Origin of the sequence: Bradyrhizobium sp. Y36 (assembly GCF_002531575.1) — a bacterium.
Taxonomy (GTDB): Bacteria; Pseudomonadota; Alphaproteobacteria; order Rhizobiales; family Xanthobacteraceae; genus Bradyrhizobium.
Genome location: NZ_NWTI01000020.1, coordinates 103,673 through 117,834, shown reverse-complemented (window position 1 = coordinate 117,834; position 14,162 = coordinate 103,673). Strand labels below are relative to the sequence as shown.

Here is a 14,162-nt window from a genome sequence, read left to right as displayed (position 1 = left end):
CTGCGCGAGCCCCGGAATGACAGCGTGGAAAATGGTGAGGGGTCCGATGCGGCCAGCATCGAACCCCTCGTCACTTTCTAAGTCTAACGCGTCGTCTCGACGCGAACCGGAAAACCACTTCGCTCGAGAACGCTTTAGAATATCAGCCGGCCTGTAAGCCGGGTTCTGTAGGGCACCGCCCGCTTGCGCGAACGATGCGTGACGGCCATTCCTCTGGGACCACGTTTGCACATGGCCTCGAGCAACCTACCCGGACGGCGGGCCTGACATCGCCCCGCGGCGTTATCGCTTTCGCGAACTGCCCGCTACGCCGTCCCTATTCGGTTTTGCTCCCGGTGGGGTTTACCATGCCGGCTCCGTTGCCGGATCCGCGGTGCGCTCTTACCGCACCTTTTCACCCTTACTCCGCGAGGCCCGAAGGCAATGCGGAGCGGTTCGTTCTCTGTGGCACTTTCCCTGGGGTCGCCCCCGCCGGACGTTATCCGGCACCGTATGTCAAGGGAGCCCGGACTTTCCTCCCCGGCGGCCTTTCGGCACCTGCCGGAGCGGCCGTCCGGCCGACTGACGGGGCATGCATGGGGCATTTGCATCGGTTTCGTCAAGCCGAGATCGCCGCGCACACCCGGCCCGAAATATTTTATCCTGAAGATGTCGTTTGCTGCGTGCCCCGTTCGACTGGATGTCGGCGACACAGCCGAACAACAGGAGTGAAGCGATGCAATATCTGCTGATGATCTACCAGAACGAGGCCGAATACGCGAAGATCGACACGGGAACCAGCCAGAAGATGTCCGCGGAATATGAGGCCTTCACGCAATCGATCATCCGGAACGGCAATTTCAAGGCCGGCGATCGGCTGCGGCCCACCACGACCGCGACGACGGTGCGCGTGCGCGACGGCAAGACGCTGACGACCGACGGGCCGTTCGCGGAAACCCGCGAGCAACTCGGCGGCTATTATCTGATCGAGGCCAAGGACCTCGACGCCGCAATCGAGATCGCCGCGCGGATTCCGAGCGCGCGCGTCGGCTCGATCGAGGTGCGGCCGATCTGGGTCTACGACAAGTGAGCGTCGTCGGGGAATGACCCCTTCCGAGATCGAGAGAATCTTCCGCGACGAGGCGGGGCGGGCGCTGGCCACGCTGATCCGCCTCGTCGGTGATTTCGATCTCGCCGAGGACGCGCTGCAGGATGCCTTCGCCGTCGCGCTGGAGCGCTGGGCGACCTGCGATCGTCCCGACAATCCGCGCGCCTGGCTGGTCAACGTCGCCAAGCACAAGGCGATCGACCGCGTTAGGCGGCAGGCGGTATTTCGCGGCAAGCAGCAAGCGCTCGTGCATGAGCTCGAGCTGAACGCGCTGGCCGCCGACGAGCCGCCCGCGGTGCTCGACGACGACGTGCTGCGGCTGATCTTCACCTGCTGCCATCCGGCGTTCGCACCAGAGGTCCAGGTCGCGCTGACGCTGCGTACGGTCTGCGGCCTGTCGACCATGCAGGTCGCGCGCGCCTTTCTCGTCGGTGAAGAGGCGATGGCGCAGCGGCTGGTCCGCGCCAAGCAGAAGATCAGGCACGCCGGCATTCCCTACGAGGTGCCCGAGCGCGACGCGCTGGCGCCGCGGCTCGACGGCGTCCTCGCCGTGATCTATCTCGTTTTCACGGAGGGCTATGTCGCGACGTCGGGCGCGGATCTGATGCGCCCGGATCTCGCGATCGAGGCGATCCGGCTCGCCCGCCTGCTCGACCGGCTGATGCCGGATCGCGCCGGCAACAAGGGCTTGCTGGCCCTGATGCTGCTGCACGACGCGCGCCGCGCCGGGCGCGAGACCGCGGCGGGCGATATCGTGCTGCTCGAAGAGCAGGACCGCACGCTGTGGGATCGCGCGCAGATCGACGAGGGCCTGCGCCTGGTCGACGATGCGCTGCGCATTCCCGGCCGGCCGCAGCCTTATGTCGTGCAGGCTGCGATCGCCGCGCTGCATGCCCGCGCGCCGAGCTTTGCGCTGACCGACTGGCCGCAGATCGCCGGGCTCTACGAGGTGTTGCTGCGTATCGGTCCCTCGCCGGTGATCGAACTCAACCACGCGGCCGCGCTGTCGATGGTCGATGGGCCGGCACGCGCACTCGATCTCGTCGATGCGATCGCCGCCCGAGGCGGGCTCCGCGGCTACGAGCTGTTGCCTGCGGTGCGCGCGGACCTGTTGCGGCGCCTCGGCCGGAAAGAGGAGGCACGCGAGGCGTATCGCGCGGCGACGGAGGCGACGCAGCTTGAGCCGTTGCGGAGACTATATGCACGGCGGGTGAGCGAGATGGACGACTAGCACTGTCATTCCGGGGCGATGCGAAGCATCGAGCCCGGAATCTCTAGATTCCGGGTTCGCACTTCGTGCGCCCCGGAATGACAGCCACCCTCACTTCGACGCGACCGTCGTTCCCTCGGTCGGCAGGCTCGCCAGCAGCGCCTGCAATGTCGACAGCGTCGAATGGTCGGCGACGCCGTCGAGCCGCGCCGGGCGGAAGTGACGCTGGAACGCGGTGACGACTTCCATCGTCGCGGCATCGTATTTGCCGGTCAGCGGCACGCCGTAGCCGTACTTGGCGAGCGCCTGCTGCATGCTCAGCACCTCGTCGCTGATGGTGCCGAGCATCAGGCTTTCGCCGCGCACGACCGGCGCGGGCGTGACCCAGTGACCGACCCCGGAATTGGCCAGCGAGTGCCACGGAAATTTCTCGCCGGGGTCCTTCTTGCGCGCGGGCGCGACGTCGGAATGGCCGAGCACGCGGTGGGACGGCACCTTGCGGCGAAGCATGATGCCGCGGCACAGCGCGATCACGGCGGCGATCTGGCGCAGCGGATACTCCGGATAGCCCCAGTCATGGCCGCGATTGATGATCTCGATGCCGATCGAGCAGGAGTTGATGTCGTCTTCGCCGGCCCACGAGGAGACGCCGGCATGCCAGGCGCGCTTGGCCTCGGACACGCATTGCACGATGCGGCCGTCCTCCAGCACGACGTAATGCGCCGAGACCTCGGTGCCGGCCGTGCACAAACGCGCCAGCGCGCCCTCGACGTCGGGCATGCCGGTGTAGTGCAGCACGATCATGTCCGGCTGCCGTCCCTTGTTGCGCTCACCATAGTTCGGCGAAGGGATGATATCGGAGACGATCGAGGAATCCGGCTCGAACGTCCGCATGTTCGCCGCGGCCTTGGGAACCGGGAGAACACGTTGACGCTTCGAATCAGATCCAGACGGGGTGGATGAACCGGACGGCGGCATAAACAACTCAGGTCGGACGCGAATGGGCCAAGCCCTTCTCTTTACTATTCCTTTACCCTCCACCGCGCGCAATCGCGCGGCGCGGTTAACGGATGCATTTTTGCCGATGTGTGTGGATGCAGCATCACCGCCGCCTCACCTTTGCGACTTGTAACGAGCCGATCAACGCTTTCTTAACGCTAAGGGTCGTTACTGAGGGATGAAGAGCCGACCCGCGTCCGGAGGCGGCCAAAGCGTATTTTGGCTCGAAATCCATGGCTGCCCGACAAATTCCGCTGGGAACACTCGGTTTGCGGCCCGGGACGACTGGGCTCGGTAACCTTGCTGGACGGGGGCTTTGTCGTGGAACCGCCGCGACGCGGAATGATTCGAGGCGTTATGGGCAGCTCCGCCCCCGATCTGGCTTGGTCGTTCGGCAGGCGTGGCAGATGAGCCTCGCTCCCCATATCCCCGTGCTCGGCCGCGAGGCCATCGATCACCTCGCGCCGCGCGCGGGCGGGATCTATGTCGATGCCACTTTCGGCGCCGGTGGTTATAGCCGCGCCATCCTCGACGTCCCTGGAACCCGCCTGCTCGCGATCGACCGTGACCACACCGCTATCGCCGGCGGTACCGATCTCGTCGCCCGCTCCGCGGGCCGGCTGACACTGGTCGAGGATCGCTTCTCCAATCTTGCCGAGGTCTGTGCGGCGCAGGGCGTGGATGCGGTCGACGGCGTCGTGATGGATGTCGGCGTGTCCTCGATGCAGCTCGACCAGGCCGGCCGCGGCTTCTCGTTCCGCCTCGACGGCCCGCTCGACATGCGAATGGGGCAGTCGGGCCCGACTGCGGCCGACGTGGTGGCCCGCGCCTCGGAAGGCGATCTCGCCGACATCATCTATCAGTTCGGCGAAGAACGGCATTCGCGCCGTATCGCCCGCGCCATCGTGGCCGACCGGCAGGAAACCCCGTTCACGACCACGCGTGCGCTTGCCGATCTCGTCGGCAGGGTCGTGCGCTCGAAGCCCGGCGACATCCATCCGGCGACGCGGACCTTCCAGGCCCTGCGCATCTTCGTCAACGAGGAGCTCGAGGAGCTTCAGACCGCGCTGGCCGCGGCCGAGCGCGTGCTCAAGCCGGGTGGTCGCCTCGTCGTGGTCTCGTTCCATTCGCTGGAAGATCGCATCGTCAAGAATTTCCTGGCCGCGCGTTCGAAGACCGGCGGCGGCTCGCGGCATCTGCCGGAGGTGGCGCAAGTTCCGCCGAGCTTCCAGCTGCTGACGCGGCGGCCTGTCGTCGCCGGTGACGACGAAGTCGCGCATAACCCGCGCGCGCGTTCCGCAAAACTGCGCGCAGCCGAGCGGACCTCTGCGCCGGCGCACGCGGACGACGAGGCATCGTCCTGGCCCAAGCTCTCCGACGTGATGAGGGGCGGCTAGCGCATGCGCATCATCCACCTCCTCGTCATCGGCGCGCTGATCTTCGCGGCGGCCTATGTCTACCGGATCAAGATGGACTCCACGGCGCGCACCGAGAAGGTGCTGCGGTTGCATGCGGAAATCCGCGAGCAGCGCGATGCGATCGCTTCACTGCGCTCCGAATGGGCCAAGCTCGATGCACCCTTGCGCCTGCAAGGCCTGTCCGACCGGCATCTGCAGCTCAAGCCGGTCAACGGCACGCAGTATGATTCGCTGAAGAACCTGCCGGAGCGTCCGCCGCGGATGTTCAGGCCGGGCGAGCCCGATCCGATCGGAGCCATGCTCAACACCATCGAAGCCGCAAGCGACCCTGACACTGTGACGGGCTCCGTGCCTCAGCCCGAGGACAATCAATGAGCGCTGCGACTCCGGCCAAACCCATAGAACCCTGGCGGCAACGTCTGATCCGCAGCCTGCTCTACGGGCGCAATGTCGACCGTGCCGCCAAGGCCCGCGCGCGCGTTGGCCTCGCCATGCTCGCCTTCGCCTCGGTCTATGCCCTGATCGGCGGCCGGCTCGTGATGTTTGCGATCGGCGCCGATGCCCATGGCGCACGCCGCGCCGCGGCGCAGGAGGTGGTGGCGACCGCACGTCCCGATATCGTCGACCGCAACGGCGCCATCCTCGCCACCGACGTCAAGGCGGCGAGCCTGTTCGGCGAGCCGCGCCGCATCATCGACAAGGATGAAGCGATCGAGCTTCTCACCGCCACGGTGCCGGATCTCGACGAGGCCGAGGTGCGCGAGCGCCTGAGGACGCGCAAGGGCTTTGTCTGGCTCAAGCGCGAGGTCACGGCGCAGCAGCAGCAGGCCATCCACAAGCTCGGCATTCCCGGCATCGGCTTCCTGCGCGAGAACAAGCGGGTCTATCCGACCGGCAACGAGGTCGCCCACCTCATCGGTCTGGTCAACATCGACAACCAGGGCATCGCCGGCATGGAGAAGTGGCTCGACAATCAGGGCCTCGCCGATCTCCATCGCGCCGGCTTTGCCACCGACCGGCTGCAGAAGCCGATCGAGCTCTCGATCGACCTGCGCGTCGAGCATGCGCTACGCGACGAGTTGCTGAAGGCCAAGGACAAGTTCCACGCCAAGGCCGCCTCCGGAATCGTCTCGAACGTCAAGACCGGCGAGCTCGTGGCGATGGTGTCGCTTCCGGATTTCGATCCCAACAATCCGAAGGAGGCGCACGATCCTGATCGCATCAACCGCCTGACCACGGGCGTTTACGAGATGGGCTCGACCTTCAAGGCGTTCACGCTGGCGATGGCGCTCGATTCCGGCAAGATCAATCTGAACTCGTCGTGGGATGCGCGCGGAAACCTTCACTACGGCAAGTTCACCATCCACGACAGCCACCCGCTCGGACGTTTCATCAACACCAAGGAAGTGTTCACCTTCTCGTCCAACATCGGCGCCGCGCGGATCGCGCTCAGCCAAGGCGTGGAGGCGCACAAGGCGTTCCTCGCCAAGATGGGCCAGCTGACGCGGCTGCGCACCGAGCTGCCGGAGAGCGCGGCCCCGCTGGTGCCGCGACGCTGGGGCGAACTGAACACCGTCACCATCGCGTTCGGCCAGGGCATGTCGGTGGCGCCGCTGCAGGCGGTGATGGGCATCAATGCGCTGGTGAACGGCGGCTATCTGATTCCGCCGACCTTCATGAAGCGCAGCGAGTCCGAAGCCGCGGCGATGGCCAAGCGCGTCATCAAGACGGAAACCAGTGACAAGATGCGGTTCCTGATGCGGCTGAACGCCGAGATCGGCACCGCCAAGACCGCCGACGTCAAGGGCTATTACGTCGGCGGCAAGACCGGCACGTCCGAGAAGGTCATCAACGGCCGCTATGCCAAGAAGCGCGTGCTCAACTCCTTCACGGCGATCATGCCGTGCGACGATCCGAAATATCAGATCCTGATCATGCTGGACGAGCCGCAGGCGATTCCCGAAACGAAGGGTTTCATCACCTCGGGCTGGAACGCGGTGCCGACCGGCGGCAAGGTGATCGAGCGGATCGCGCCGCTTCTGGGCGTCGAGCCCCGGTTCGACCTGCCGCCTGCGGACCGCCTTATTCTTGCAGCATCCAGGACAACCCAGTAATCAACGGGGTGGCCATCGCCGCGGCTGAGTCGGGATTTTCCCAGGGATTCGGCTTTGCGGCCCGGCATTGTCGACTGGAAGACCATGAAGCTGTCCGCCCTGCTAGGCAATGACGCCGCGATCGAGCCCGCCGCCGCGGCGCTCGACGTCACCGGCCTTGCGCTCGACAGCCGCGCAGTCAAGCCGGGCGATCTCTTCTTTGCGCTCGCTGGCAGCAAGACCGACGGCGCGCGCTTCATCGACGCCGCCATTGCCGCAGGCGCTGTTGCCGTTGTTGGCGACCATGCCCCGGCCGGCGGCAAAGTGCCGTTCATCGCCGTCGCCAATCCGCGTCGTGCGCTGGCGCTGGCTGCGGCGACTTTCTTCCCCGCCCAGCCCGCGACCGTCGCGGCCGTGACCGGCACCAGCGGCAAGACCTCGGTTGCCGCCTTCACGCGCCAGATCTGGGAACGGCTGGGGCATGTTTCCGCCAGCATCGGCACCATCGGCCTGGTCTCGCCCAAGCGCACCGTCTACGGCTCGCTGACGACGCCGGACCCGATCGCGCTACACCGGCAGATCGACGAGATCGCGCGCGAAGGCGTCACGCATCTCGCCTTCGAGGCCTCGTCGCATGGGCTCGATCAGTATCGGCTCGACGGCGTGCGCGTCTCCGCCGGCGGCTTCACCAATCTGTCGCGCGATCACATGGATTATCATCCGACCGTCGCGCATTATCTTGCGGCGAAGCTCCGGCTGTTCCGGGAGCTCGTGGCCCCGGGCGGCGCGGCCGTCATCTCGGCCGATCATGATTGCTCGGCGGAGGTGATCGCTGCGGCAAAGTCGCGCGGCCTGCGCGTCATGGCGGTCGGCCGCAACGGCGACGGGGCAGGCGAGGGCATCCGTCTCGCCGAGGCCGTGGTCGAAGGTTTTTCGCAAGGGCTCACGCTCGAGCATCGCGGCAAGCCCTACGCCGTCCGGCTGCCCCTGGTCGGCGAATTCCAGATCGAGAACGCGCTGGTATCGGCCGGCCTTGCGATCGGCACCGGCAGCGACGCCGCCGATGTGTTCGCGAGCCTGGAGCATCTCGAAGGTGCCAAAGGCCGTCTCGAACGGGTCGGTGAGCGCAACGGCGCACCGATCTTCGTCGACTACGCGCACAAGCCCGACGCGTTGGCAAAGGCGCTGCAGGCACTTCGGCCCTACGCGAAGCGCAGGCTGGTCGTCGTGTTCGGCGCCGGCGGCGATCGTGATGCCGGCAAGCGTCCGATCATGGGCGCGATCGCGGCCGAGAATGCCGACGGCATCATCATCACCGACGACAATCCGCGCAGCGAGAAGCCCGAAGCCATCCGCGCCGCGATCCTCGCCACAGCAAAGGGCGCCCGCGAGATCGGAGACCGCGCTGCTGCGATCTGCGCCGCGATCGAGGAATTGCAGGAGGGCGATGCACTGCTCGTCGCCGGCAAGGGGCACGAAACCGGGCAGATCGTCGGCGGCGAGACTTTGCCCTTCAGTGATCACGAGGCGGTCGCCGCCGCACTAGCGTCGAGGACAGCATGAGCGCGCCAATCTGGACGGTCGCCGAAGTGGCGCGCGCGCTGGGCGCGGACGGATCGTTCCCTGACACCCCGATCGACTTCGTCACCCAGGACAGCCGGCTGGTGAAGCCGGGCAGCCTGTTCGTGGCGCTGAGCGGCACGCCGAGCGGGGGTTTCGTCTCGGCTTTTGCCAGCGCGCGCGACGGCTGGGAGTTCGCGGACAAGGCCGAGGCTTCGGGTGCGGTCGCGATGATCGTGCCGCACGAGATCAAAGGCATCCGCATTCCTCAGATCGTCGTCAAGGATACGCTGATCGACGGTCTCTGGGGTCTCGCACGCGCCGCGCGTGCGCGCTTTAGCGGACCGGTGATCGGCCTCACCGGCAGCGCGGGCAAGACCAGCACCAAGGAATTCCTGGCGGCCTATCCGAACGCCTATGCGAGCCCCTCGAGCTTCAACAATTTCTGGGGCGTGCCGCTGACGCTGTGCAATGCCAGGCCCGACGCCAGCCTCTGGGTCGTCGAGATGGGCATGAACCAGCAAGGCGAGATCGCGCGGCTCAGCGAATTGACGCGTCCGACGGTGGCGCTCGTCGTCAACGTCCAGCCCGTGCATCTGGAAAAGCTCGGCTCGCTCGAAGCCATCAGGCACGAGAAGGTGTCGATCGCGCTCGGCCTGCCCGAGGACGGTGTGCTGGTGCTGCCCGCCGGGCTCAAGGCCTCGGAATGGAAAGGCAAGGTCGTGCGCTTCGGCGAGCATGCCGAGGTGCACGAGGTCGCGCACGCGCCGCATGGCGAGAGCTGGCAGATCGTGGCCACGATCGGCAAGAAGGAGATCGCCTTCAGCCTGACGCCGGGCGCGCCGCATCGCGTGCAAAATGCGCTGGCTGCGCTCGCCGCGATCCGTGCGGCCCATCTCGACCCGGCGACGCTCGCGATCAAGCTCGATCGGGTCGGCATCATGACCGGCCGCGGCGTCGAGCAGGCGATCGGCGGTATCACCGTGATCGACGACAGTTTCAACGGCAATCCAGCCAGCGTCGCTGCGGCGCTGCAAAGCCTCCACGCGCGCAACATCACCGGCGGCCGCCGCATTGCGGTGCTCGGCGACATGCTGGAGCTCGGCGATGATGCGCCCAGTTACCACACCGCCCTCGCCAAGCATCTCGACGGAATCGACGCCGTCTACTGCGTCGGGCCCCTGATGCGCCACCTCTACGATGTGCTCCCGGCCGGCAAGGGTCTCGGCTGGCACGACGATCCGGCCACGCTGAAACCGGGCGAGGTCGCGAGCCTGCTGAAGGCGGGCGATGTCGTGGTTGTCAAGGGCAGCAAGAAGATGTTCTGGGTCAACAAGTTTGTGCCGGGCCTGGTGGCCGCCTTGCAGGCAAAGGCGTAAACTGCTTGGAAGGCGCCGTTGCCGAATCCCACCCTTCGCGGCGCCAAGCCGTCCGGTTTCCCGAAAGGTCGCACGGCCCATGATGAAGACCAGCGAATCCGCATGAGGCACGTTACGACCATGATCAAAGGCCAAGATCGTGCGTGCAAAGCGCCATAGGACCGTTTGAATGTTTTACTGGCTGATCGAGCTCTCCAACACTTTTCCGGGCTTCGGTGCCGTTCGCACCTTCCTGAACGTCTTCCGCTACATCACTTTCCGCACCGGCGGCGCGGTGGTCACCGGCGCGCTGTTCGTGTTCCTGTTCGGGCCCTGGATCATCGATCATTTGCGCATCCGCCAGGGCAAGGGTCAGCCGATCCGGATCGACGGCCCGCAATCGCATCTCGCCAAGAAGGGCACGCCCACCATGGGCGGGCTGATGATCCTGTCCGGTCTCACGGTCGGCACCGTGCTGTGGGCCAATCCGCTCAACCCCTATGTCTGGATCGTGCTGGCGGTGACGCTCGGCTTCGGCTTCGTCGGCTTCTATGACGACTACCTCAAGGTGACCAAGCAGACCACGAGCGGCTTCGGCAGCAAGCTCCGCCTCTTGATCGAAGGGGCGATCGCGCTGGTGGCCTGCTACGCGCTGGTGCGGCTGAACCGCGATCCCGCCTCGACCGCGCTGACGATTCCCTTCCTCAAGGACACCGTGCTGCATTTCGGCTGGTTCTTCGTCATCTTCGGCGCCTTCGTCATCGTCGGCTCCGGCAACGCGGTGAATCTCACCGACGGTCTCGACGGCCTCGCCATCGTGCCGGTGATGATCGCGACCGCGAGCTTTGCGATGATCGCCTATCTCGCCGGCAACGCCGTGTTCGCCGAATATCTCCAGATCAAATATGTCGCCGGCACCGGCGAGCTCGCGGTGCTCTGCGGTGCGCTATTGGGCGCCGGCCTCGGTTTTCTCTGGTTCAACGCGCCGCCGGCTTCGATCTTCATGGGCGACACCGGCTCGCTCGCGCTTGGCGGCATGCTGGGAGCAATCGCGGTCGCGGTGAAGCACGAGATCGTACTCGCGGTGATCGGCGGCCTGTTCGTGCTCGAGGCGGTCTCGGTCATCGTGCAGGTGGTGTCGTTCAAGCTGACGGGCAAGCGCATCTTCCGGATGGCGCCGATCCATCATCACTTCGAGCAGCTCGGCTGGACCGAGCCGCAGATCGTGATCCGCTTCTGGATCATCTCGGTGATGCTGGCGCTCGCCGGCCTGTCCACGCTGAAGCTGCGGTGATCGCTCGATGATCCCCGTCACCTCCTTTGCCGGCAAGACCGTCGCGGTGTTCGGCCTCGGCGGCTCCGGGCTCGCCTCCTGCCATGCGCTGAAGGCCGGCGGCGCCGAGGTGATCGCTGCCGACGACAACGCCGAGAACGTCGCCAAGGCCGCGCAGGCGGGCTTCATCACCGCGGACTTGCGCAACGTCTCCTGGGCGAACTTTGCAGCGCTCGTGCTTGCTCCGGGCGTGCCGCTCACCCATCCGGTGCCGCATTGGAGCGTGCTGAAGGCGCGCGAGGCCGGTTGTGAGGTGGTCGGCGACATCGAGCTGTTCTGCCGCGAGCGTCGCCGTCACGCCCCGAACGCGCCGTTCGTCGCCATCACTGGCACCAACGGCAAATCGACCACGACGGCGCTGATCGCGCATCTGACCAAGGTCGCCGGCTACGACACCCAGATGGGCGGCAATATCGGCACCGCGATCCTGTCGCTGGAGCCGCCGCGCATGGGCCGCGTCCACGTCATCGAGATGTCGTCCTACCAGATCGACCTCACGCCCTCGCTCGATCCCTCCGTCGGCATCCTGCTCAATGTCAGCGAGGACCACATCGATCGTCACGGCACGATCGGACATTACGCCGCGGTGAAGGAGCGCCTCGTTGCGGGCGTGCAGGGAGGCGGCACCGCCATCGTCGGCGTCGATGACGGGTTCTGCCGCGATATCGCCGATAGGCTCGACCGCGCCGGCAAGAACGTGGTGCGCATCTCCGTCAAGAACCCGCTGGCTTCAGGCATCCATGTCGAGCACGGCAATATCGTGCGCACGGCGGGCGGCGCCCGCAGCGAGGTCGCCGCGCTCGGCGGCATCGGCTCGCTGCGCGGCCAGCACAACGCGCAGAACGCAGCCTGCGCCGCCGCAGCCGCGCTGGCGATGGGCATCAGCCTCGACGTGCTGCAGAACGGCCTGCGCAGCTTTCCGGGCCTTGCGCATCGCATGGAGCAGGTCGGTCGTCGCGGCAACGTGCTGTTCGTCAACGATTCCAAGGGCACCAACGCGGACGCCACCGCGCATGCGCTGTCGTCCTTTGCGGACATCTTCTGGATCGCCGGCGGCAAGCCGAAGGCCGGCGGCATCACTGGCTTGACCGGCTTCTTCCCCCGCATCCGCAAAGCCTATCTGATCGGCGAGGCCGCGCAGGAGTTTTCGGGAACGCTGGGCTCCGTCTCGCACGAGATCAGCCAGACGCTCGACGTCGCGGTCGAACACGCCGCGCGCGACGCGGAAGCATCAGGCCTCACCGACGCCGTCGTGTTGCTGTCGCCGGCCTGCGCCTCCTTCGACCAGTACCGCAACTTCGAGATCCGCGGCACCAAGTTCCGCGAACTGGTGCAGGCGCTGCCGGGCGTGAAGCCGGTGGTGTGAGAATTTGTGACCTGGCGCGCTGAGGGGGCAATGAGGTGACGACGCAGGTTGCCACGATTTGTTTTCCTGACCTCGATTCCGGGGACGGAGCCGTCATCATCGTTCGCACGGCCGGCGAAGCCGCCGGACTGGCACTGTCCCTCGAGAAGGGAGGGGACATCGAGGTTTTCTTCGGCTCACAGGAACTGGACCAACTGATCGAGGCGTTGAACAAGACTCGCGAGTTGCTCTCGGGTGTGAAGCCGGTGGTGTAAGGGCACATAGCTTCCAAAATCTCCGCTATCGTCGCCCGGCTTGACCGGGCGACCCAGTATCCCAGAGACGGTGCTTGAGCCGAGAGGCCGCGGCGTACTGGATGCCCCGCCTTCGCGGGGCTGACGAGCATTTGAGGTGGACGCTTTGCTCTATCTCCAATCATCCGCATTTCCTTAACTCTCCGGTAACCAACGTCGGCGACCAATGAACGGACCTCTGTCCGAAAGCGGCCGCTCATGCTCTCCCGTGAAGAACGCACCCCCTTTTCCGAGTGGTGGTGGACCGTCGACAAGCCGCTGATGGGCGCCATCCTGGCCTTGATGCTGACCGGCGTGATCCTGTCGCTGGCGGCGAGCCCGCCGGTTGCGACCCGCATCGGGCTCGATCCGTTCCACTTCTTCAGCCGCCACGTGATGTTCCTGCTCCCGTCCTGCCTGGTGCTGCTCGGGGTCTCCTTCCTGTCGCCGCGCTCGATCCGCCGGTCGGCGCTGATCATCTTTGCGGCCAGCATCGTCCTGATCGTGCTGACGCTCGCGATCGGCCCCGAGGTGAAGGGTTCGCGGCGCTGGATCACGCTGCTCGGCGTCAACATCCAGGCGTCCGAAATCGCAAAACCGTCCTTCGTCGTGATCGCCGCCTGGCTGTTCGCGGAATCGACCAAGCGCCCGGAGATGCCGGCGACCTCGATGGCGCTGGTGCTGCTGTTGATGCTGGTCTCGCTGCTGGTGATGGAGCCGGATTTCGGCCAGACCATGCTGATCCTGATGGTGTGGGGCTCGCTGTTCTTCATCGCGGGCATGCGGATGATCTGGGTGTTCGGGCTGGCGGGCGCCGCCGCCGCCGGCCTGTTCAGCGCCTATCTGTTCGTTCCGCACGTGGCGGGCCGCATCAAGCGCTTCATGAACCCGGCCTCTGGCGACACCTTCCAGGTCGATACCGCCATGGAGGCCTTCTACAACGGCGGCTGGTTCGGCCTGGGGCCGGGCGAGGGCATTGCAAAGCGCAGCTTGCCGGACAGCCATACCGACTTCGTGTTCGCGGTGGCCGCCGAAGAGTTCGGCATCATCCTGTGCCTGGCCATGCTGGCGCTGTTCGCCTTCGTCGTCATCCGCACGCTGTCGCGCGCCTACGCCAACGAGGACATGTTCTCGCGCTTTGCCGCATCCGGGCTTGCGATCCTGTTCGGCGTGCAGGCGGCGATCAACATGTCGGTGAACCTGCAGCTGATCCCAGCCAAGGGCATGACGCTGCCCTTCATCTCCTACGGCGGCTCCTCGATCGTGTCGCTCGCCTATGGCGTCGGCATGATGCTGGCGCTGACGCGCTTGCGCCCACGCACCGAGGTCGAGGCCAGCGGTCACGCCGAGGCGATGCGCAGTTACGCGTAAGTCGTCATGGCGAGGATCGCGTAGCCCGGATGGAGCGAAGCGCAATCCGGGTTTCCATCCAAGCGGCGAGACCCCGGATTACGCTCCGCTCCATC

At 66.1% G+C, this 14,162-nt stretch carries 12 protein-coding genes and 1 other RNA gene; 11 read left to right on the top strand and 2 right to left on the bottom strand.

The window, feature by feature from the left end; translation table 11 throughout:
- Positions 1–138 precede the first annotated feature (138 nt).
- Positions 139–565: RNase P RNA component class A (rnpB, locus tag CO669_RS27730), an RNA gene on the bottom strand.
- A gap of 150 nt (positions 566–715) precedes the next feature.
- On the opposite strand from rnpB, the gene CO669_RS27725 reads away from it, so the two are divergent.
- On the top strand, positions 716–1,069 hold the full coding sequence (locus CO669_RS27725; RefSeq protein ID WP_097663121.1) for a YciI family protein: 354 nt from the start codon (positions 716–718) through the stop codon (positions 1,067–1,069).
- Positions 1,070–1,082: 13 nt separating this feature from the next.
- Positions 1,083–2,318: an RNA polymerase sigma factor gene (locus CO669_RS27720; RefSeq protein ID WP_097663120.1), complete on the top strand. Its 1,236-nt coding sequence runs from the start codon at positions 1,083–1,085 to the stop codon at positions 2,316–2,318.
- Positions 2,319–2,408: 90 nt separating this feature from the next.
- On the opposite strand, the gene CO669_RS27715 is transcribed toward CO669_RS27720, so the two are convergent.
- Complete coding sequence (locus CO669_RS27715) at positions 2,409–3,191, bottom strand: N-acetylmuramoyl-L-alanine amidase (RefSeq protein ID WP_097663119.1); 783 nt, start codon at positions 3,189–3,191, stop codon at positions 2,409–2,411.
- Between the two features lie 512 nt (positions 3,192–3,703).
- Between CO669_RS27715 and rsmH the strand changes: the two genes are divergently transcribed.
- From rsmH to ftsW, 9 genes are all read left to right on the top strand, one after another.
- Positions 3,704–4,693, top strand: coding sequence for a 16S rRNA (cytosine(1402)-N(4))-methyltransferase RsmH (gene rsmH, locus CO669_RS27710; protein ID WP_198964293.1), 990 nt, complete (start codon positions 3,704–3,706; stop codon positions 4,691–4,693).
- Between the two features lie 3 nt (positions 4,694–4,696).
- Positions 4,697–5,089, top strand: coding sequence for a cell division protein FtsL (gene ftsL / locus CO669_RS27705; protein ID WP_097663117.1), 393 nt, complete (start codon positions 4,697–4,699; stop codon positions 5,087–5,089).
- The gene (locus CO669_RS27700; RefSeq protein WP_097663116.1) at positions 5,086–6,828 is read left to right on the top strand and encodes a peptidoglycan D,D-transpeptidase FtsI family protein; all 1,743 of its coding nucleotides are present in this window, start codon (positions 5,086–5,088) and stop codon (positions 6,826–6,828) included. The genes ftsL and CO669_RS27700 overlap by 4 nt, the downstream gene beginning before the upstream one ends.
- An 84-nt stretch (positions 6,829–6,912) precedes the next feature.
- Positions 6,913–8,370, top strand: coding sequence for a UDP-N-acetylmuramoyl-L-alanyl-D-glutamate--2,6-diaminopimelate ligase (locus tag CO669_RS27695; RefSeq protein ID WP_097663157.1), 1,458 nt, complete (start codon positions 6,913–6,915; stop codon positions 8,368–8,370).
- Positions 8,367–9,746, top strand: a complete 1,380-nt coding sequence (locus CO669_RS27690; protein WP_097663115.1) for a UDP-N-acetylmuramoyl-tripeptide--D-alanyl-D-alanine ligase — start codon at positions 8,367–8,369, stop codon at positions 9,744–9,746. Before CO669_RS27695 ends, CO669_RS27690 begins: the two co-directional genes overlap by 4 nt.
- 169 nt (positions 9,747–9,915) lie before the next feature.
- Positions 9,916–11,019, top strand: coding sequence for a phospho-N-acetylmuramoyl-pentapeptide-transferase (mraY, locus tag CO669_RS27685; protein WP_097663114.1), 1,104 nt, complete (start codon positions 9,916–9,918; stop codon positions 11,017–11,019).
- A gap of 7 nt (positions 11,020–11,026) precedes the next feature.
- Positions 11,027–12,424 carry a UDP-N-acetylmuramoyl-L-alanine--D-glutamate ligase gene (murD, locus tag CO669_RS27680; protein ID WP_097663113.1) on the top strand — a complete coding sequence of 466 codons (1,398 nt, stop codon included), beginning with the start codon at positions 11,027–11,029 and terminating at the stop codon, positions 12,422–12,424.
- 35 nt (positions 12,425–12,459) lie between these two features.
- Complete coding sequence (locus CO669_RS27675; RefSeq protein WP_097663112.1) at positions 12,460–12,678, top strand: hypothetical protein; 219 nt, start codon at positions 12,460–12,462, stop codon at positions 12,676–12,678.
- A 237-nt stretch (positions 12,679–12,915) separates the two neighbouring features.
- The gene (gene ftsW / locus CO669_RS27670; protein ID WP_097663111.1) at positions 12,916–14,067 is read left to right on the top strand and encodes a putative lipid II flippase FtsW; all 1,152 of its coding nucleotides are present in this window, start codon (positions 12,916–12,918) and stop codon (positions 14,065–14,067) included.
- The last annotated feature ends 95 nt before the right edge of the window (positions 14,068–14,162 follow it).

Coding starts and splice junctions, on each gene's coding strand:
- CO669_RS27725 (WP_097663121.1), top strand. CDS start 716: ATGCAATATCTGCTGATGATCTACCAGAACGAGGCCGAATACGCGAAG.
- CO669_RS27720 (WP_097663120.1), top strand. CDS start 1,083: ATGACCCCTTCCGAGATCGAGAGAATCTTCCGCGACGAGGCGGGGCGG.
- CO669_RS27715 (WP_097663119.1), bottom strand. CDS start 3,191: ATGCGGACGTTCGAGCCGGATTCCTCGATCGTCTCCGATATCATCCCT.
- rsmH (WP_198964293.1), top strand. CDS start 3,704: ATGAGCCTCGCTCCCCATATCCCCGTGCTCGGCCGCGAGGCCATCGAT.
- ftsL (WP_097663117.1), top strand. CDS start 4,697: ATGCGCATCATCCACCTCCTCGTCATCGGCGCGCTGATCTTCGCGGCG.
- CO669_RS27700 (WP_097663116.1), top strand. CDS start 5,086: ATGAGCGCTGCGACTCCGGCCAAACCCATAGAACCCTGGCGGCAACGT.
- CO669_RS27695 (WP_097663157.1), top strand. CDS start 6,913: ATGAAGCTGTCCGCCCTGCTAGGCAATGACGCCGCGATCGAGCCCGCC.
- CO669_RS27690 (WP_097663115.1), top strand. CDS start 8,367: ATGAGCGCGCCAATCTGGACGGTCGCCGAAGTGGCGCGCGCGCTGGGC.
- mraY (WP_097663114.1), top strand. CDS start 9,916: ATGTTTTACTGGCTGATCGAGCTCTCCAACACTTTTCCGGGCTTCGGT.
- murD (WP_097663113.1), top strand. CDS start 11,027: ATGATCCCCGTCACCTCCTTTGCCGGCAAGACCGTCGCGGTGTTCGGC.
- ftsW (WP_097663111.1), top strand. CDS start 12,916: ATGCTCTCCCGTGAAGAACGCACCCCCTTTTCCGAGTGGTGGTGGACC.